We start from the raw sequence: 19208 nt of genomic DNA, 5'->3' as shown, positions 1-19208 counted from the left end.
GGGGGTCTCGGGGGGTCTCGGGGGCTGGCGGGGTATGGGGGCGGGTGCCTGCGGCGGCTCGCGGGGCGTGCCGGCGCGCTGCGCGTCCGGCGGTGCGGAGTGCCTGCGGCGGCCCGTGCAGGTGCGTGGGGGCTGGTGTCGCGCCTGCCGTGGTGTGTGGGTCGGTGCCGCGCCGGGTGGTGTCCGTCCTCGGTCCGGCGCCCTGTATCCCGTGGGGCGCGCGGCGTTTTCGCCGGCCGCTGCGGGCGGACACCACCCGCCACGTCCCCTTCCCGCCGTCTGCGGCTGCGGCCACGCCGCTCGACCCCCCACTGCAGCGCCGCCGGGTGCCGGGTGCGGTGGGGCGACTACCGTGGTGTGTGCGGTTGCGGGCACCTCGGACGGTGGTAGTAGTTCATCCGATCTTCACCCTTGAGGTTGGCTCGCGTGGGGTTCGGGAATGTTGGCGTGTGCATGCTCTGTCCGCACCGCCAGCCCCGTTTCGCCCCCCACCCCGGAGGTTGATGTGTCCGGCAGTTCCGTGTACCGCCGTGCCCGTACCGTCGTGGCGTCCGCAGCGGCCCTCGCCGCGGCCGCGGTCGGGCTGTGGGCCGGGATCGGTGAAGAGTCCGCGCACGCCGCGGGCGCCGTGCCGAGTCCGGACCACGTGGTCGTCGTGGTCTTCGAGAACCACGCCTACAGCCAGGTCATCGGCTCCTCCCGCGCCCCGTACATCAACTCGCTGAGGTCCGGAGGTGCCAGCCTCACGCAGTCGTACGCCGAGACCCACCCGAGCCAGCCGAACTACTACGCGATGTTCTCCGGCGACACCCAGGGCATCACGGACGACAGCTGTGTCACGCCCGGTTTCTCCTCGGAGCCCAACCTGGCGTCCGAGGTGATCGACGCCGGCCGTACCTGGGCCAGCTACAACGAGGATCTGCCCAGCCAGGGTGACACCACGTGCAGCAGCGGCGACTACGCCCAGAAGCACAACCCGTGGTTCGGGTTCAGCAACGTGCCGGCGGACAGCGCCATGACGTTCGACCAGTTCCCGACGGACTACTCGACGCTGCCCCAGATGTCGTACGTGGTCCCCAACCTGTGCAGCGACATGCACGACTGCTCGGTGTCCACCGGTGACACCTGGCTGAAGAACAACCTGGGCGCCTACGCGAGTTGGGCCAAGACCCACAACAGCCTGCTCGTCGTCACGTTCGACGAGGACAACCGGCTGAGCGGGAACCGGATTCCGACCGTGCTGTACGGGCAGCCCGTGGTCGCGGGGTCGTCCAGCTCCACCACCTACAACCACTACGACCTGCTGCGCACCCTGGAGGACCTGCAGGGGCTGAGCACGCACGCGGGCAACGCGGGCTCCGCCAAGGACATCACCGGTATCTGGGCGTCCTGACGTGTACGTCGCGGACAGCCGCGCGAGTACGCCGGCGTCCGCGGAGGGTGCCGTCCGGCCACCGGCCGGGCGGCGCCGCGCCGCGCTCGCCCCGACCGTGCTCGCGCTCGGAACGGTCAGTCTGGTGACGGACGTGTCGTCCGAGATGGTCACCGCCGTGCTGCCCTTGTACCTGGTCACCGGGCTCGGCCTGTCCCCTCTGGGGTTCGGGCTGCTCGACGGCGTCTACAACGGGTTCTCGGCGGTCGTACGGCTCGTGGGCGGGCATCTCGCGGACCGGGGCGGCGGACGGCACAAGTGGGTCGCCGGGTTCGGGTACGCCCTCTCCGCCGTGTGCAAGCCGTTGCTGCTCGTCGCTCATTCGCTGACCCCGATCGGGCTGGTTCTCGCCGCCGACCGCACCGGGAAGGGGCTGCGGACCGCTCCGCGCGATGCCCTCATCTCGTTGTCGAGTACGGCCGAGTCCCGGGGGCGTGCCTTCGGGGTGCACCGGGCCATGGACACCGCCGGGGCGCTGCTCGGGCCACTGGTGGCGTTCCTGATCCTGCGGGCGGCGGTCGACGGGTACGACGCGGTGTTCACCGTCAGCTTCTGCGTCGCGGTGCTCGGCGTCCTGGTACTGGTCCTGTTCGTGCCGGGCGGGCGAGGGAAGGCCGTTTCGGACGAGCGGCCCACCCTGCGGGGTGCGGTGGGGCTGTTGCGGCGGCGCGGGCTGCGGCGGATCGCGGTGTGCGCCCTGCTGCTGGGCCTTGCGACGGTCAGTGACTCGTTCGTGTACCTGCTGCTCCAGCGCCGGCTCGGCGTGCCGGACCGCCTGTTCCCCTTGCTGCCGCTCGGTACGGCCGCCTCGTTCCTGCTGCTCGCGGTGCCGCTCGGGCGGCTCGCGGACCGCGTGGGCCGGTGGGCGGTCTTCGTGGCCGGCCACGGCGCCCTGCTCGTCGCGTACGCGCTGCTGCTCACGGCCTGGCGGGGTTCGCCGCTGCCGTACGTCGTCCTCGCCCTGCACGGCGCCTTCTACGCGGCCACCGACGGCGTGCTGATGGCGGCGGCCTCGGACGGGGTGCCGGAGGCGCTGCGCTCGTCCGGGCTGGCCCTCGTGCAGACCGGGCAGGCGCTGGCCCGGTTCGCGTGCAGTCTCTTGTTCGGCGCGGCCTGGACGGTGTGGGGCGATCGGGCGGCGCTCACGGGCGCGGCGGTGGCGCTGGTCGGCTGTGTGGTGTTCTCCGTCGTCGTTCGCCCGAAGGGGGCTGTGCCCGCATGACCGTACGCGGCCGCATCCTGATCCTGGTCTCCGCCGTCGCCGTGCTCGCAGCGGTGGGGCTCGCCTCCGTGCTGCACGCCTCGGCACGTGCCGACCGCCGTGATCACACCCAGGCGGGCGGTCCGCGGGTCACGGCGGGGACGGTGACGCTGGCCGGGCACGGGTCGATGGTGTTCCGGAACATGGCCTGGGGCCCGCATCGGGACGAGGTCGTCAGCGTGCCGGCCGGGGACCCGTCGGGGCCGCGTACCGCCTCCGGCGTCAAGTGCCTGCGCTTCTACGCCGCTTCGGGCACCGGTGTCTGCCTGCAGGCGGTGCACGGCCCGGTCTCGGACACGTACCGCGCGCTCATTCTGGACACTCGTCTGCGGACCGAGCATCGCTATGACGTCCCGGGCATTCCGTCGCGTGCCCGCGTCTCGCCGACGGGGCACTTCGCCGCCTGGACCGCGTTCGTGGGCGGTGACTCGTACGCCGGTACGAACTTCTCCACGCGTACGACGCTCGTGGACGTCCGCAGTGGCGAGCTGGTCCCGTCGCTGGAGGACTTCCGGATCGTCAAGGACGGGCATCCGTACCGGGCGGCGGACGCCAACTTCTGGGGCGTCACGTTCGCGGCGGACGACCGCACCTTCTACGCGACCTTCGCGACCAAGGGCCGTACCTATCTGGTGCGGGGCGACCTGCGCGCCCGTACGGTCACCACGCTGCACACGAACGTGGAGTGCCCGTCCCTGTCCCCCGACGGCACCCGGATCGCCTACAAGAAGCGGGTCAAGGGGCTGCCCAAGGATGCCCCTTGGCGTCTGTACGTCCTGGACCTGCGGACCATGCGGGAGACCGCGCTGGCCGAGTCGAGGAGCGTGGACGACCAGGCGGTCTGGCGGGACGCCCGGACGATCGTGTACGCGCTGCCGGGTGACTACGGCGCCGACCTGTACCAGGTCCCGGCGGACGGCTCGGGGGCGTCGCGACGGATCAGTACGGCCGCGGTGTCGCCGGCGTACGTCGGATAGCCACACCACCGTCAGCCGCGTGACCTGGGCCGATCCAAGGTCGTTGACCAGGCTATGAAGAAGATCACCGCTCTCGCCGCGCTCACCGCGGCCGGCCTCGCGCTCGCCGGCCCGGCCCACGCCGACGGCCATGGCAGCCGCAGCCGCATCAACATCGCCGGCCGGACCCTGAACGGGAACAAACTCTGCGAACAGGCCCTCGGGCTCGTCCCCCTGGCCGCACCATGGACCGGCCAGTCGGTGTACGACGCCTGCAACGGCCGCGACCACGCCGATCACCCGCGGTCCCAGCAGCCCAGCACCACATCCGAGTGGCAGTGAACCGTCGTTTCGCTCAGCTCTCGCGCTCTTCCTCGCCCTTCGGCGGGAGTCCGTTGACCGGCTTGCCCTGAATTCTGCGGACCAGCATCACCAGCAACGCATACAGACACACCAGCCCGAAGCTCGCGAAGCCCGCAATCACCTGGACCACTTCGAAGTTGAGGCCGGCTATCGCGCTCACCGCCGGACTGCCCTTCCGCGCATGTCACAAGGGTCACCCCGGCGCGCCGCGGATGCCAACTCCAGGGCGGGGAACCACGGCGTCACCGGCCCGACCACCGCGTGCGCCGCGCCGGGCGCAGAGCGTCACCGGCACAGCTGGTGTGGTCGGCAGGGCGGCCAGGGAGGGGGATCCTGCCCCTGTTCCTGACCGCCCAGGGGGTGGGTGGGTGGACTTCTTCCATGTGTGGTTGTGCGATCGGCGGGCAGGAACTACCGCCGGTTGTCCGTCAGTTGCAGAAGTTGAGGATGGCGAGGATGCCGTCGCCGCACGCGTTTTCGTCCCCGCCACCGCCGTGGCCGTAGGCTGGGGCGGCAGCCTTTGTGGCGACGTGTGTGGCGGCGGGCGTCGCGGCCACGGCGGATGTGGCAGTTGCCAGCCCCGCCGCACAAGCGATGCCCACGGCGGCACTCACCGCGAGTGCGCGCGGGATCCGGGAAACAGCCTTCATGGCGTGAGGTGTAGTGATCATGCCCTCACCATGCACACCCTCCCGCACCGCCGCTCGTCGAGCGCATCCGAGCGGGTGAGGCACCCCCTGGGCCGGGACCGAGTGCGTTTGAGCAGTGGTGACGGAGTCGTGATCCTGTAGGGGTGCCCGTCATATCCGACATGCCCCCAGACGTCCGACGCGCCGTGCCCGTCCGCCGTAGGCGCCCGGGGGATCCGGTGCTGTGGGCGATCGTCGCCACGGTATTCGCCGTGTACATCACCATGTCCGTGGCCCGGTACCTGACCGGCAACCCCGCCTCCTGGGACATGGGCATCTTCACGGAGGCTGTGGCCCACTACGCCAGGGGGCAGGCACCCGTGGTGCCGATCAAGGGCATGAACGTGCTGGGAGATCATTTCTCGCCCGTCGTCGCGGTGCTCGCCCCGTTCTTCCGCGTCTTCCCGTCCCCCGTGACGCTGCTCGTCGCCCAGGCCGCGCTGGCCGCCGTGTCCGTCGTGCCCGTGCACCGCGCGGCGGACGAACTGCTGACGCGGGGCGAGGCCCGGCTGATCGCCGCTGCCTACGGCCTGTCGTGGGGCCTGTCCAACATGGTCTGGTCGGACTTCCACGAGGTCGCGTTCGCGGTGCCGCTGCTGGCCTGCTCCCTGTCCGCGCTGGCCCGCCGGCGGGCGTGGCCCGCTGTGTGGTGGGCCGCCCCTCTGGTGTGGGTGAAAGAGGACCAAGGCTGGACACTCGCCGCGATCGGCCTGATCATCGCCCTCGCCTACCGGCGGCGGCTCGCCGGCGCGGTCCTCGCCGCTTGGGGAACCGGCTGGTCGCTCCTCGCCACCTGCGTCCTCATACCGGCGGTGAACCCCACGCATGCCTACCCGTACTGGAAGGACAGCCCACAACACCACCTCGGTGTCCTCGCGTCCGGCTGGGAGACGAAGGGACCGCTGTTTGCCCTGCTCCTGCTTCCCACGGCCGGCCTCGCCCTGCGCTCCCCGCTGGTGCTCGCCGCCGTGCCGGCCCTGGGGCTGCGTCTGATCGCGTCGAACTCGGCGTACTGGGGTACCGGCTGGCATTACAACGGGACGGCGATGCCGATCCTCTTCGTCGCCGCGGTCGACGGGCTGCACCGGTTGCGGGCCGCGGGCCGGCCGTCGTGGGCACGGGGCTTGTCACCCTGGCTTGCCGCGCACGGTCCGGCGCTGATGGTGGCCGTGGCCGCGACGATGGTGTTCCAGTCGCCGCTCAACCAGTTGTGGCAGCCGGGCACCTACCGCACACCCCCGCACATCCAGGCGGCGGCACGCGCCGAGCGGATGATCCCGTCAGGCCGGTCGGTGGCCGCGACCATGGGCCAGTTGGCGTCGCTCGGGGCCCGTGACGAGGTGTGCTGGCTGCGCTGCCCGGCACCACCCGAGTGGATCCTGCTGGACCAGGGGACGGGGACGTGGTGGCAGTGGCAGGTCGAGCCGTCCGCGGCGGCCGGCTACTACCCGCACACGGCCTATCGGACGGTGTTCCACGCGGACGGGGTGTGGCTGCTCAAGCGACCAGGCCCCGCAGCGTCTCCCGCCGAGTAGCCACCACCACGGCGACCGCCGCCGAATCGAGTCCGGGGCCGACGGTCCGTGACCGTCGACCCCGGGGTCTGAAGGGGCGCGCCCCTCCGGACTACAGCACCGGCAGGTTCTTGCGCAGCTCGAAGGCCGTGACCTCGCTGCGGTACTCCTCCCACTCCGACTTCTTGTTGCGCAGGAAGAAATCGAAGACGTGCTCACCGAGGGTCTCGGCGACCAGGTCGCTGCGCTCCATCAGGGTGAGGGCCTCGCCGAGGTTCTGCGGGAGAGGCTCGATGCCCATCGCGCGGCGCTCGGCGTCGGAGAGGGCCCAGACGTCGTCCTCGGCGCCCGGCGGGAGCTCGTAGCCCTCCTCGATGCCCTTCAGGCCGGCGGCCAGGAGGACGGCGTAGGCCAGGTACGGGTTCGCGCCGGAGTCCAGGGAGCGGACCTCCACGCGGGCGGAGCCGGTCTTGCCGGGCTTGTACATCGGGACGCGGACCAGGGCGCTGCGGTTGTTGTGGCCCCAGCAGATGTAGGAGGGGGCCTCGCCGCCGGCGCCGGCGGTGCGCTCGGAGCCGCCCCAGATGCGCTTGTAGGAGTTGACCCACTGGTTGGTGACGGCCGCGATCTCCGCCGCGTGCTTGAGCAGGCCCGCGATGAAGGAGCGGCCGACCTTGGAGAGCTGGTACTCGGCGCCCGACTCGTAGAACGCGTTGCGGTCGCCCTCGAAGAGGGAGAGGTGGGTGTGCATGCCGGAGCCCGGGTGCTCGGAGAAGGGCTTCGGCATGAAGGTCGCCTGTACGCCCTGCTCCAGCGCGACCTGCTTCATGACCAGGCGGAACGTCATGATGTTGTCCGCCGTGGAGAGCGCGTCGGCGTAGCGCAGGTCGATCTCCTGCTGGCCCGGGGCGCCCTCGTGGTGGGAGAACTCGACCGAGATGCCCATCGACTCCAGCATGGTGATCGCCTGGCGGCGGAAGTCCATGCCGACGTTGGTCGGGGTGTGGTCGAAGTAGCCCGAGTTGTCGGCCGGGGTGGGGCGGGAGCCGTCCAGCGGGCGGTCCTTCAGCAGGAAGAACTCGATCTCGGGGTGGGTGTAGAAGGTGAAGCCCAGGTCGGAGGTGCGGGCCAGGGCGCGCTTCAGTACGTACCTCGGGTCGGCGAAGGACGGCGAGCCGTCCGGCATGAGGATGTCGCAGAACATGCGGGCCGTGCCGGGGGTCTCCGCGCGCCAGGGCAGGACCTGGAAGGTGGACGGGTCCGGCTTGGCGATCATGTCGGACTCGTAGACCCGGGCGAAGCCCTCGATGGCCGAGCCGTCGAAGCCGATGCCCTCGTCGAAGGCCTGCTCCAGCTCGGCGGGGGCCACGGCGACGGACTTGAGGAAGCCCAGCACGTCCGTGAACCACAGGCGTACGAACCGGATGTCGCGCTCCTCCAGTGTCCGGAGCACGAACTCCTGCTGCTTGTCCATCTTCCGCTACCCCATCCTTGCTGGTCAGGCCGCCTGTCCCCCGTTCCACCGAGGCGGTCGGGCACCTGAGCATCCCACCACAACACCATTTCATGCGCGTTGCGGACCTTGATCGCTGATGCGTCCTCGGCCTGAACGCCTCTCGTACGGCAGGTGTACCGCTGTGTCGCCCATCTTGCCTGCTCGGAGCGACATCCGTAATGCCCGATCCGCTTCCGGCGTGAGCGACACCACGCCCCTTTAATTTGCATCTCAGATGCAAGTTTTCATACGGTGCCGATCAGTTGAGCCGTGAGGAGTCCCGATGCTGTCCGAGTCGTCCGCCGCCACCGTCCGCGCCACCCTTCCCGCCGTCGGCGCCGCCATCGGCGAGATCACCGAGCGCTTCTACGCCCGCCTCTTCGCCGCCCACCCCGAACTGCTGCGCAACCTGTTCAACCGCGGCAACCAGGCCTCCGGCGCCCAGAAGCAGGCCCTCGCCGGGTCCATCGCCGCCTTCGCCACGCACCTGCTCCGGCACCCGGACCAGCGGCCCGACGCGATGCTCGGCCGTATCGCCCACAAGCACGCCTCGCTCGGCGTCGCACCCGAGCAGTACGAGGTCGTCCACGAGCACCTCTTCGCCGCCATCGCCGAGGTCCTCGGCGATGCCGTCACGCCCGAGGTCGCGGCCGCCTGGGACGAGGTCTACCGGCTGATGGCGAACGCGCTCATCGCCATTGAGAAGCGGCTGTACGAGGAGAGCGGCAGCACCCGGCGGCGGCCGTGGGAGGTCGTCGAGCGGGTCGAGGAGACCGCGGAGGTCGCCACCTTCCGGCTGCGCCCGGCCGACGGCGGCCCGGTGCGCGGCTTCCGCGCTGGCCAGTACGTCTCCGTCCAGGTCGAGCTGCCCGACGGGGCCCGGCAGATACGGCAGTACAGCCTGTCCGGCGCGCCGGGCGAGACGGTGCGCCGGTTCAGCGTCAAGCGGGTGCACGGCGGCACGGCCCCCGACGGCGAGGTCTCGAACCACCTCCACGCGCGCGTGCGCGTAGGCGACGTCCTGGAGCTGTCCGAGCCGTACGGCGACCTGGTCCTGGACGCCGACGCCGGCACCCCCCTGCTGCTCGCCTCGGCCGGCATCGGTGTGACCCCGATGATCGCGATGCTGGCCGATCTCGCGGCGGGCGGCCACCACGGCCCGGTCACCGTTCTGCACGGCGACCGCTCCCCCGCCGACCACGCCCTGCGCACCGAGCACGAGGCGTACGCGGACAAGCTCCCCGACGCGTCCGTGCACTTCTTCTACGAGCGCCACGCCGGGCCCGACTCCGCCACCGGCCTGGTCGACCTGGCCGACATCGCGGTGGCCGAGGGCACGCGCGCGTACCTGTGCGGACCGCTGCCGTTCATGCGCGCGGTGCGGGCCCAGCTGATCGAGAAGGGCGTGGCCCCGGCCGACATCCACTACGAGGTGTTCGGCCCGGACCTGTGGCTGGCGGGGCGGGCCGCCTGACCGCTCAGCCGCGGTGGTGCGCTTCGTCCTCCTTCCGCACCTTCTCCATGAGCGGCCGGAGCCTGTCGTTCAGGCCCCCGAAGTCGCCGGCGTGACCGTCCGACCACTGGGCCATGCCGACCACCAGCAGGTTGTCGTCCGCGGCGAAGGCCTGCGACACCGCGCTGTCCGCCGGCAGCGTCTTGAGACCGGATCCAGCGGGCGGCACCAGCACCGGCACCTCATAGTCCGTGTCGTTCATGGTCAAGATGGTGGTCAGGCGGATGACGTCGGCCTGGTCCTTCATACCGAACGCGACGATCGTGTACTGGTTGTCCGACGCATCCTTGTACAGGGCCCCGATCACGCCCTGACAGCCCTTGCTCTCCTTGATCAGCGCGGTCAGGTTCGGGCCGATCGCGCCCGTGCAGCGCCGGCCACCTGTCTGGTAGACCTTGGTGTAGCCGCCGACGTGTGCCGGGAACGCCTCGTCCAGGGTGAGCATCGAGGCCGGCGCCGTGGACGGCTCGGCCGAGCGCTCCGGCTCCGTCGCCTTCGCCGGCCGCCGCGAGGAGGAGGCCGGCGCATGGCCCGCCGCCTTGTCCGCCGTCTCGTGCCGCGTCCCGTGTCCCGCGCTCAGCCAGAATCCCACCCCGGCCACCACGGCCACGGCACCGGCGACGGCCGTCGCCACCATGAGCCCTCGGCGTCGCGGACGCTTCGTGGCGACCTCGGCCCCGGCCTCGCGCTCGGCCGCGCTCGGCTCGTGGATCCCCCTGCTCTCCTCGAACTCCCTGACGAACTCGTGCCACCGTTCGTCATCCGTCCCGCGGTTCCCCTCCGTCACGCGCGCACCTTAACGCCCACTGATGAACGCGGCGCGACGAAAGCCGTCAACCGGTTTGCGGGCCCCGGGAGATACCCAGCAGGAGCGGGCCTGTCGGGTCGGCGACGATCTCGTCCACGGTGACCGGGTCCAGCGCGGCGAAGAACGCCTCCTGGGCCCGGCGCAGGGCCCCGCGCAGCCGGCAGCCGGTGTTCAGCGGGCAGGGGGCCGTACCCGTCGTCCCCTCGCAGTCGACCACGTCGCCGTCGCCCTCGAAGGTGCGCACCACCGCGCCGACCGACGCCCTACGGCCCTCGGTGCTGAGGGCGAGGCCGCCGCCCCGGCCGCGCCGGGCGTCGACGAGGCCCAGGTGCTGGAGTTCGGCGACGACCTTCGCGGCGTGCGTGTACGGCACGTCCATGTCCGCCGCGACCTGGCGGGTGGTGGGGGTGGCGTCGTCGGCTGCGACGGCCAGGCGCATCAGGACGCGCAGGGCCAGGTCGGTGGAGCGCAGGAGCCGCATACCGCGAGCGTAGGTAATCCGCATCCCCGGTTCAAATTATCCCGTGGCCCCGCTTTCCCCGCTCCCCGGTCGTTCCTTTGCCGTGCCCTCCCTACGGAAGCCGCCCCCTGCCCCATTACGATCAGCGGGCCCCACCCTTCCCGTTGCCGGCCCTTTTCCCCAGAAGGACACCTCATGGGTTCCGCCAAGAACAGCAACGCGGCACGCAAGGCGCGCATAGAGGAGATGCGCCGCGCCGAGCGTTCGCGCGAGCGCCGCAACCGCCTGCTCACCATCGCCGCGAGCGTGGTGATCGTCGCCGGCCTGGTGGTCGGCGGTGTGGTCCTCGTGCACTCCCAGTCCGGCAAGAAGGACACCGCGAGCGACTCCAAGAGCTCCGGTGACTCCGGACACTGGGTCGCCGGCAAGGACGGCGTGCAGACCTGGTCCGGCAAGCTGGCGCGGACCCACGTGACGAGCAAGGTGTCGTACCCGATGCACCCGCCGGTCGGCGGCAACCACAACCCGGTCTGGCTCAACTGCAACGGCGACGTCTACACCAAGCCGGTGCAGGACGAGAACGCCGTGCACGCGCTGGAGCACGGCGCGGTCTGGGTGACGTACACCGGCAAGGCGAACAAGGCCGACATCGACGCGCTCGCGGCCAAGGTGAAGAAGACGCCGTTCTCGCTGATGAGCCCGTACGAGAACCAGGCCGCCCCGCTGATCCTGTCGGCGTGGGGCCACCAGGTGAGCGTCAAGAGCGCGAGCGACCCCGAGGTGGACAAGTTCTTCGCCACCTATGTCCAGGGCAAGCAGACGCCCGAGCCGGGCGCCCCCTGCACCGGCGGGGTCATGAAGTGAGGCGTCGGCACGTCGGATGGATCGCGGGCGCCGCGGCGGCGGTGCTCGTCGCGGCCGGCGCGATCACGTACGCGGTCGCCGAGGACTCCGGCGGCGGCTCGGCGACGACGACGCCGGGCGCGGAGTCGGCGGACGCCGGGTTCGCGCGGGACATGGCCGTACACCACCAGCAGGCCGTCGAGATGTCGTACATCGTCCGGGACCGCACCAAGAACGAGGAGGTGCGGCGACTCGCCTACGACATCGCGCAGACGCAGGCCAACCAGCGCGGCATGCTGCTCGGCTGGCTGGATCTGTGGGCACTGCCGAAGGTGTCGGCCAAGCCGCCGATGGCCTGGATGGGCATGGGTGACATGCCCGAGCGCGGGGACGGTTCGCTGATGCCGGGCATGGCGACGAACACGGAGCTGAAGAAGCTCCAGTCGCTGAGCGGCAAGCAGGCCGAGATCCTGTATCTGCAGCTGATGACGGACCATCACAAGGGCGGCATCCACATGGCCGAGGGATGCGTGGCCAAGTGCACCGTCGGCGTGGAGAAGCGGCTCGCGCAGGGGATGGTCGACGCGCAGCAGTCGGAGCTTCAGGTGATGGCGGGGATACTCAAGGAGCGGGGAGCGAAACCGCGTTCATGAACAGCGGGCAAGTCGTTTCGTAACACAGCTGTAAGGATAAACGTCGCAAATCGCCCCACCTGGCGGCTACTTGAGCTTTTCTTGACCTTTACCTTCCCCTGGCATGAACGGTTCATCGACAGAGTGGCCCCCATCGTGTGATCCATACGGCCGGCCGAACCGCCGCGGGCCGGCGCGCGGATGCATGACGTACCGACCACTACATGCATGCGAACCGCATCGCAGGGGGTTCTATGAGATCCAACCGCGCCAAGCTGCGCGCCATGAGCATGGCAGCGACACTGCCCATGGTCGCCGGCGCGCTGGCGCTGGGCATACCCGCGGCACACGCCGCGGACAGCCCCGCCCGTGAGGCACTGAAGGGCACCAAGCCGCTGTGGGCCACGGCCAAGGCGGACAAGGGCGCGACCTCGGACAGCGCCCAGGTGAACGCCCGGGTCTACCTGGCCGGCAAGAACGCGGCGGGCCTCGCGGCCTACGCCAAGGCCGTGTCCGACCCCAGCTCGCCGCTCTACGGCAAGTACCTGAGCGCCAAGAAGGCGCAGGCCCAGTTCGGGGCCACCAAGGCGCAGGTGGCCGCCGTCAAGTCCTGGCTGACGTCGGCCGGCCTGAAGGTCACCGGGGTCACCTCGCACTACGTCGCCGTCTCCGGTGACGTGGCCGCCGCCGAGAAGGCCTTCGGCACCCAGCTGCACAACTACGCCAAGGGCTCGGCGACCTACCGCGCCCCGGCGCAGACGGCCTCCGTGCCGGACAGCCTGAAGGGCGCCGTCCTGACCGTCACCGGCCTGGACAACGCCCCGCACAAGTCCAACCACGACGACCAGCTGCCGCCGCCGGACGCCGTGTTCAAGAACGCCGGGCCGTTCTCGTCGTACTACGGCTCGAACATCGCAACGACCCTGCCGGACGCGTACGGCGGTAAGATCCCGTACGCGATCAAGGGGTACACCGGCAAGCAGCTGCGCGCCGCCTACGGCGCCGGCGACTACACCGGCAAGGGCGTCCGCATCGCCATCACCGACGCCTACGCCTCGCCGACCATCGCCTTCGACGCGGGCAAGTACGCGCTGAAGAACGGCGACGCGGCCTGGAAGACCGGCCAGCTGCACCAGGTGCTGCCGAACAACTACACCAAGACCAAGGAGTGCGGCGCGGCCGGCTGGTACGGCGAGGAGACCCTCGACGTGGAAGCCGCACACGCCGTCGCCCCCGACGCCGACATCACCTACGTCGGTGCGGCCTCCTGCTACGACGCCGACCTGCTGGACTCCCTCAGCAAGGTGGTCGACAACCACCTCGCCGACATCGTCTCCAACTCCTGGGGCGACATCGAGGCCAACCAGACGCCGGACCTCGCGGCCGCCTACGACCAGGTCTTCCAGCTGGGCGCGGTGCAGGGCATCGGCTTCTACTTCTCCTCCGGTGACGACGGCGACCAGGCCGCCAAGTCCGGTACGAAGCAGGTCGACACCCCGGCCAACTCGGCGTGGGTGACGGCGGTCGGCGGCACCTCGCTGGCCGTCGGCAAGGGCGACAAGTACCAGTGGGAGACCGGCTGGGGCACCGAGAAGGCGACCCTGTCGGCCGACGGCAAGAGCTGGACGAACTTCCCCGGCGCGTTCACCTCGGGCGCGGGCGGCGGCACCAGCAAGACCGTGCCGCAGCCGTACTACCAGAAGGGCATCGTCCCGAACGCGCTGGCCACGGCCAACAACGCCGCCGGCAACCGCGTCGTCCCGGACATCGCGGCCATCGCCGACCCGAACACCGGCTTCCTGGTCGGCCAGACCCAGACCTTCCCGGACGGCTCGCAGCAGTACAGCGAGTACCGCATCGGCGGCACCTCGCTCGCCGCTCCGGTGATCGCGGCGGTCCAGGCGCTGGCCCAGGAGGCGCACGGCGGCAAGGCGATCGGCTTCGCCAACCCGACGATCTACGCCAAGTACGGCAAGCAGGGCGTCTTCCACGACGTCACGGACAACCCGACCGGCTCCGGCCTGGCGGTCGCCCGCGTGGACTTCGCCAACGGCTTCGACGCGAAGGGCGGCCTGCTGTACTCGGCACGCAGCCTGGGCAAGGACAGCTCGCTGTCGGCGGTCAAGGGCTACGACGACGTGACGGGTGTCGGTTCGCCGGCGGGTGGTTACGTGCAGTCGTACGCGAAGAAGCACTGACGCGCTGACGCGCTGACGCTCCGTTGAGGGGCGAGGGGCGTGAGGTCCTGGTGACCTCACGCCCCCTTTGCGTTGTGCGTCACGCGGACTCGCTCAGGTGGGCAAGTCAGCGGTGCAGCGCCCCCGCCCCCTCCGGCACGTGGGCCGCGACCAGCCTCTCCCGTGCCGCGGACGGAATCACCCGGCGTCGGTCGACCGCGTACGCCACCCCCGCGACGCCCAGCCCCAGCGCCGCCAGCAGCGCGCCGGCCAGTGCCGGGGACGTCGTACCGAAGCCCGCCGCGAGGGCCAGGCCGCCGGTCCAGGCGCCGCCGGCGTTGGCCAGGTTGAAGGCCGCCTGGTTGGCGGAGGAGGCCAGGGAGGGGGCCGCCGACGCCTTCTCCATCACCATCAGCTGGAGCGGTGAGCCGGTGATGAACGCCGCCATGCCCAGCAGGGTCACTGCCAGGGCCGCGCTCCACTCCGCCCGCATCAGCAGCGGGAAGAGGAGCAGGACGAGCCCCAGGGAGGCCAGGCCGCCGAACAGCGTGCCCCGCAGTGAGTGGTCCGCCAGGCGCCCGCCGAGCAGGTTGCCGGCCGTGGCGCCCACGCCGAACAGCGCGAGCAGCGGCGTCACGTTCGACTCGGCGTAGCCCGCCGCGTCCGTCAGCATCGGGGTGACGTAGCTGTAGGCCGCGAAGAGCGCGCCGAAGCCCGCCACCGTCGTACCGAGGGCCAGCCAGACCGGCAGGGAGCGCAGGGCGGCCAGTTCGCCGCGCAGCCCGGCAGAGGAGGCGGCGTGCGCCCGGTCGTGGGGGATCAGGAGGGCGAGGGAGGCGATCGCCGCCACGCCGATCACGCTCACGCCCAGGAAGGTGGCCCGCCAGCCCAGGTGCTGGCCGATGAGCGTGGCTACCGGGACACCCGCGACGTTGGCCACGGTCAGGCCGAGGAACATCAGGGAGACGGAGCGGGCCTTGCGCTCCGGCGGGACCATCGCCGTGGCGACGACCGCGCCCACGCCGAAGAAGGCGCCGTGCGGCAGGCCGCTGAGGAAGCGGGCGGCGAGCAGGGAGCCGTTGCCGGGGGCGAAGGCCGACAGTGCGTTGCCCGCCACGAACATCGCCATCAGGGCGATCAGGACCGTACGGCGGGACATGCGGGCCGTGAGCGCGGCCAGCAGGGGGGCGCCGATCACCACGCCCAGCGCGTACGCCGAGACCAGGTGCCCGGCGGCGGGGATCGAGATGTGCAGGTCGTCCGCGACGTCGGGCAGCAGGCCCATCATCACGAACTCGGTCGTACCTATTCCGAATGCGCCGACGGCCAGAGCGAGCAGGGCCAGGGGCATGAAGGGCCTTTGCCTTTCAGAGAGAGCGGGTTCCGTACCTGTCTATGTTCAGCTACGGAACAAAGTCTCTCAGACCCAGTATTCCCCTCGGTTACGACGACGTGTCCAGCTTCACACGAGCGGCCACCGGCAAGTGGTCGCTGCCGGTGCGCGGCAGCGTCCAGGAGCTCTCCGGCTCGGCGCCCCTGACCATGATCTGGTCGATCCGCGCCATCGGGAACGACGCCGGCCAGCTGAACCCGAAGCCGCTGCCGGCCGCGCCCTGCGTGGAGCGCATCTGGGAGGTGACGGCGTTGAGCGAACGGTCGTTCATCGTGCCGTTCAGATCGCCGAGCAGGACGACCTGTTTCAGGGGCTCGTCGGCGATGGCCTCGCCGAGCGCGTCGGCGCTCTTGTCGCGCTGCCGGGCGGTGAACCCGGCCTCCATCTTCACCCGCACCGAGGGCATGTGGGCGACGTACACCGCGAGCGGCCCCTTGGGGGTGGTCACGGTGGCCCGCATCGCCCGCTTCCAGCCGAGCTTGATGTCGACGGCCTGGACGTCGCTCATCGGGTACTTGCTCCACAGGCCGACCGTGCCGACGACCGCGTGGTACTTGTACGTCGGCGCGAGCGCCTCCTCGTAGACGGCCACGGCGGTGCCGGGGACCTCCTCCAGCGCCAGGATGTCGGCACCGGAGGCGGCCACGTCGCGGGCGGTCCCGGCCGGGTCGGGATTCTCGGCGTTGACGTTGTGGGTGGCCACCATCAGGTCCCCGCCCGAGCCCGACTTGTCGGTGAGCAGCCCGCCGAAGAGATTCAGCCACACGATCGCCGGGAGGAGCACGGCGATCAGCGCGGTCGCCGACTTCCGGATCAGGCCGAGGAGGATGAGCACCGGAACGGCGAGCCCCAGCCAGGGCAGAAACGTCTCGGTGAGGCTGCCGAGGTTGCCCACCCGGTTCGGGATGCGCGAGTGCAGCAGCATCACCAGGGCCAGGATCAGGGCGAGCGCGGCCAGGACGATGCCGCGGCGCCAGATGTGCGGATCACCGCGCCAGCCGGCGAAGAGGCGGTGCATCAGGCGCCGAAGCCGGGATCCCGGTCGCTCGGGCCCCGAGCCGCCGTCCGCCGTCTCCGTCATGTACGCCTGCTGCGCCATACCGTCTGCCTCACTGCCTGCCGTGCACACCGTCGTTCCCCCGTGCTCTTCCGACCCTAGGGGATGATCGGCTACGTTCCCGCCGTCCCATGACGGCCGTACGGAAGACGAGGACGAACAAGGCGGTGCGGGGAGTTCCGTTCACCCCCGGGACGCCCGGGGTTGTGACGAAACGCGCACATTGATGCTACGAGGCTGTCGAGCTGACGGGCCGTAGGCCTTCCAGGGCCGCGTCGACGATCCGTTCCGCCAGGTCCTCGGGCAGGTCGGCGTCGGGGCGCATGATGGTGCGCACGAGCATCGGGCCGACGATCATGTCGATGGCCAGGTCCGGGTCGACGTCCGGCCGCACTTCGCCGTTCTCGCGCGCCCGGCGCAGCGCCGCCATGGCGAGGGCGCGGCGGGGCGCGACGACGGCTTTGTGGTACTCCGACCAGATCCTGGGGCTGGACTTCATCTGCGCGTACACGTTGTGCAGCAGCGCCGACGAACGGCTGGCGAGGCCGCGTTGGCGCAGATGCTCCAGCAGCGCGACGAGGTCGTCGCGCAGGGAGGTGCCGGGGAGTTCGGGGTCGGGGGGTTCGGCGGCGCGTACGACGTCGACGAACAGCTCCTCCTTGCCGCTCCAGCGGCGGTAGATGGTGGCCTTGCCGACCCCGGCCGTGCGTGCGACGCGCTCGATGGAGAGTTCGGCGAGCGGTACGCCGTCCTCCAGGAGCTTCATCACGCCTTCCACGATGGCGCGTTCCACGGCCTCGCTGCGGGGGCGTCCCCGCACGGGCCCGTCCGGTCGCGGCCGGCTCTCGGCAAGGCTCACTTCTTGTCCGTCCTCTCGCGTGCTACGGGAATTGTCCCGCAGCGACCTCCTCCCCCCGTTCAACCCGCGGTCCGCGTCAGTCGTCAGTCCGCGGCCGCGACCAACTCCGTTTCCTTCTCGCCCTGCTGAGCGGCCGGCGGCCTGCCCGGCAGGAACAGGGCCGTCACCACGGCGCCGATCAGCGCGACACCCACCCCGCACAGCGCGGTGACGTGCATGGCGTGCAGGAACGCGTCGTTGGCGGGGCTGACCAGGGCCTTGCCCTGCGGGCCGAGCTTGCCGGCGACGCCGAGGGTGGCCTCGATGGACTCGGCGGCCGTGTCGCGCAGGCCGGGCGGCAGCATGCCGAGCTTGCCCTCGATGCCGTTGCGGTACGACGTGGCGAGCACCGAGCCGAGGACGGCGATGCCGAGGGCGCCGCCGACCTGGCGGAAGGTGTTGCTGAGCGCGGAGGCGGAGCCGGCCTTCTCGCGCGGCAGCGCCTGCATGATGACGACCGAGGTCGGCGTCATGATGTGCGCCATGCCGGTGCCCATGAGGAAGAAGACGACCTCGAGCAGCCAGATCGGGGTGTCGGCCTCGAAGCCGGCGAACGCGGCCAGTGTGGCGGCGATCAGGACCAGGCCGGCGGTGGTGGTGGCCTTGTTGCCGAACCGCTCGACGACCAGCCGGGCGCGCGGCGCGAAGATCAACTGTGCGGCGGCCAGTGGCAGCAGCAGCAGACCGGACTGCAGCGGTGAGTAGCCACGCACGCTCTGGGTGTAGAACACGCTGAAGAACGTGACGCCCATCAGCGCGAAGAAGACCAGCGCGATGGCGCTCATGGCGGCCGAGAAGACCTTGTTCTTGAAGTAGGTGACGTCGAGCGACGGGTGGTCGCTGCGCTTCTCGAAGACGACGAAACCGGCCAGGACGACGAGGCCGGCGATGATGGTCGCCAGCACCTTGGGGTCGGTGAAGTCGGCCAGCTCGCCGCCCTTGATGATGCCGTAGACCAGCAGCACGAGGCCGACGACGGACAGCACGACGCCGACGGGGTCGAGGCGGCCCGGCTTGGGGTCCCTGGAGTCGGGCACCAGCCAGGTCATCAGGATCAGCGCGATGATCACGATGGGCACGTTGATGAAGAAGACCGAGCCCCACCAGAAGTGGTCGAGCAGCGCACCGCCGGTGATCGGCCCGATGGCGATGGCGAGTCCCACACCGCCCGCCCAGATACCGATGGCCTTCGGCTGCTCCTCGCGCTCGAAGACGTTCATCAGGACGGCCAGGGTGGCGGGCATGACGAAGGCGGCACCGAGGGCCATCAGGGCGCGGTAGGCGATCAGCTGGCCCGGCGAGCCGGACTCGGCGGCGAGCGCGGAGCCGATGCCGAACACGGCGATGCCGCCGAGCAGCACCTTCTTGCGGCCGAGGCGGTCGCCGATGAGGCCGGCGGTGAACAGCAGGCCGGCGAAGACGAGGGTGTAGGCGTTGATCGCCCACTCGATCTGGCCCTGGGTGGCGCCGAGGCCGGTCGGCGCGGGGCTGGAAATGGTCTTGATCGCGACGTTCAGGATCGAGTTGTCGAGCACCACGATGAGCAGGCTCAGCATCAGTACGCCGAGGATCGCCCAGCGGCGCCGGTGCACCGCTTCCGGTATCCGGGAGGCAGGGACGGGACTTGTCATGTAGTCGAGCGTACGGCCATTCCGATACGGAACGGTCTCGTATCTTATTTCTTTACCAAGGGCTTACACAGCTCGCTCAGGGATCG

At 70.6% G+C, this 19208-nt stretch carries 18 protein-coding genes; 9 read left to right on the top strand and 9 right to left on the bottom strand.

The window, feature by feature from the left end:
* Positions 1-505: 505 nt before the first annotated feature.
* The 4 genes from ACWC0C_RS20175 to ACWC0C_RS20160 are packed head-to-tail and all read left to right on the top strand — an operon-like array spanning position 506 to position 3991.
* Positions 506-1393 (top strand): alkaline phosphatase family protein, encoded by an 888-nt coding sequence (locus ACWC0C_RS20175; RefSeq protein ID WP_450865131.1) that lies wholly within the window; start codon positions 506-508, stop codon positions 1391-1393.
* Position 1394: 1 nt separating this feature from the next.
* A complete protein-coding gene (locus ACWC0C_RS20170) occupies positions 1395-2654 on the top strand; it encodes an MFS transporter (protein ID WP_450865130.1) in 1260 nt (419 codons plus the stop codon).
* Positions 2651-3670 carry a TolB family protein gene (locus tag ACWC0C_RS20165; RefSeq protein ID WP_450865129.1) on the top strand — a complete coding sequence of 340 codons (1020 nt, stop codon included), beginning with the start codon at positions 2651-2653 and terminating at the stop codon, positions 3668-3670. The genes ACWC0C_RS20170 and ACWC0C_RS20165 overlap by 4 nt, the downstream gene beginning before the upstream one ends.
* Positions 3671-3724: 54 nt before the next feature.
* Positions 3725-3991, top strand: a complete 267-nt coding sequence (locus ACWC0C_RS20160; RefSeq protein ID WP_450865128.1) for a hypothetical protein — start codon at positions 3725-3727, stop codon at positions 3989-3991.
* Positions 3992-4004: 13 nt separating this feature from the next.
* Here the strand turns inward: ACWC0C_RS20160 and ACWC0C_RS20155 are convergent, their stop codons facing one another.
* Together ACWC0C_RS20155 and ACWC0C_RS20150 are read right to left on the bottom strand one after the other, a co-directional pair.
* Positions 4005-4172 carry a hypothetical protein gene (locus tag ACWC0C_RS20155; RefSeq protein WP_449198219.1) on the bottom strand — a complete coding sequence of 56 codons (168 nt, stop codon included), beginning with the start codon at positions 4170-4172 and terminating at the stop codon, positions 4005-4007.
* 268 nt (positions 4173-4440) lie between these two features.
* Positions 4441-4683 (bottom strand): hypothetical protein, encoded by a 243-nt coding sequence (locus tag ACWC0C_RS20150; RefSeq protein ID WP_450865127.1) that lies wholly within the window; start codon positions 4681-4683, stop codon positions 4441-4443.
* Positions 4684-4823: 140 nt separating this feature from the next.
* Between ACWC0C_RS20150 and ACWC0C_RS20145 the strand changes: the two genes are divergently transcribed.
* Positions 4824-6236 (top strand): DUF2079 domain-containing protein, encoded by a 1413-nt coding sequence (locus ACWC0C_RS20145; RefSeq protein WP_450865126.1) that lies wholly within the window; start codon positions 4824-4826, stop codon positions 6234-6236.
* 91 nt (positions 6237-6327) lie between these two features.
* Here the strand turns inward: ACWC0C_RS20145 and glnA are convergent, their stop codons facing one another.
* On the bottom strand, positions 6328-7689 hold the full coding sequence (gene glnA / locus ACWC0C_RS20140; protein WP_449198216.1) for a type I glutamate--ammonia ligase: 1362 nt from the start codon (positions 7687-7689) through the stop codon (positions 6328-6330).
* A 304-nt stretch (positions 7690-7993) separates the two neighbouring features.
* On the opposite strand from glnA, the gene ACWC0C_RS20135 reads away from it, so the two are divergent.
* On the top strand, positions 7994-9184 hold the full coding sequence (locus ACWC0C_RS20135) for a globin domain-containing protein (protein WP_450865125.1): 1191 nt from the start codon (positions 7994-7996) through the stop codon (positions 9182-9184).
* Between the two features lie 4 nt (positions 9185-9188).
* Here the strand turns inward: ACWC0C_RS20135 and ACWC0C_RS20130 are convergent, their stop codons facing one another.
* Complete coding sequence (locus tag ACWC0C_RS20130) at positions 9189-10010, bottom strand: hypothetical protein (RefSeq protein ID WP_450865124.1); 822 nt, start codon at positions 10008-10010, stop codon at positions 9189-9191.
* Positions 10011-10056: 46 nt separating this feature from the next.
* Positions 10057-10512 carry an RrF2 family transcriptional regulator gene (locus ACWC0C_RS20125; protein WP_450865123.1) on the bottom strand — a complete coding sequence of 152 codons (456 nt, stop codon included), beginning with the start codon at positions 10510-10512 and terminating at the stop codon, positions 10057-10059.
* Between the two features lie 174 nt (positions 10513-10686).
* Here ACWC0C_RS20125 and ACWC0C_RS20120 point away from each other — a divergent pair, with 174 nt between their 5' ends.
* The 3 genes from ACWC0C_RS20120 (at position 10687) to ACWC0C_RS20110 (ending at position 14164) form a co-directional block, all read left to right on the top strand.
* Positions 10687-11355, top strand: coding sequence for a DUF3105 domain-containing protein (locus ACWC0C_RS20120; protein ID WP_450865122.1), 669 nt, complete (start codon positions 10687-10689; stop codon positions 11353-11355).
* Positions 11352-11987: a DUF305 domain-containing protein gene (locus ACWC0C_RS20115; RefSeq protein WP_450865121.1), complete on the top strand. Its 636-nt coding sequence runs from the start codon at positions 11352-11354 to the stop codon at positions 11985-11987. Before ACWC0C_RS20120 ends, ACWC0C_RS20115 begins: the two co-directional genes overlap by 4 nt.
* 233 nt (positions 11988-12220) lie before the next feature.
* Positions 12221-14164, top strand: a complete 1944-nt coding sequence (locus tag ACWC0C_RS20110) for a S53 family peptidase (protein WP_450865120.1) — start codon at positions 12221-12223, stop codon at positions 14162-14164.
* Between the two features lie 106 nt (positions 14165-14270).
* Here ACWC0C_RS20110 and ACWC0C_RS20105 read toward each other — a convergent pair whose 3' ends face one another.
* The 4 genes from ACWC0C_RS20105 to ACWC0C_RS20090 form a co-directional block, all read right to left on the bottom strand.
* The gene (locus ACWC0C_RS20105; RefSeq protein WP_450865119.1) at positions 14271-15494 is read right to left on the bottom strand and encodes an MFS transporter; all 1224 of its coding nucleotides are present in this window, start codon (positions 15492-15494) and stop codon (positions 14271-14273) included.
* A gap of 91 nt (positions 15495-15585) precedes the next feature.
* The gene (locus tag ACWC0C_RS20100; protein ID WP_450865227.1) at positions 15586-16554 is read right to left on the bottom strand and encodes an endonuclease/exonuclease/phosphatase family protein; all 969 of its coding nucleotides are present in this window, start codon (positions 16552-16554) and stop codon (positions 15586-15588) included.
* A 268-nt stretch (positions 16555-16822) separates the two neighbouring features.
* Positions 16823-17452, bottom strand: a complete 630-nt coding sequence (locus tag ACWC0C_RS20095; protein WP_450865118.1) for a TetR/AcrR family transcriptional regulator — start codon at positions 17450-17452, stop codon at positions 16823-16825.
* A gap of 83 nt (positions 17453-17535) precedes the next feature.
* Positions 17536-19122 (bottom strand): MFS transporter, encoded by a 1587-nt coding sequence (locus tag ACWC0C_RS20090; RefSeq protein WP_449198207.1) that lies wholly within the window; start codon positions 19120-19122, stop codon positions 17536-17538.
* Positions 19123-19208: the final 86 nt, after the last annotated feature.

Source organism: Streptomyces sp. NPDC001709 (assembly GCF_053596375.1).
This window is presented reverse-complemented; position numbering and strand designations above follow the sequence as displayed.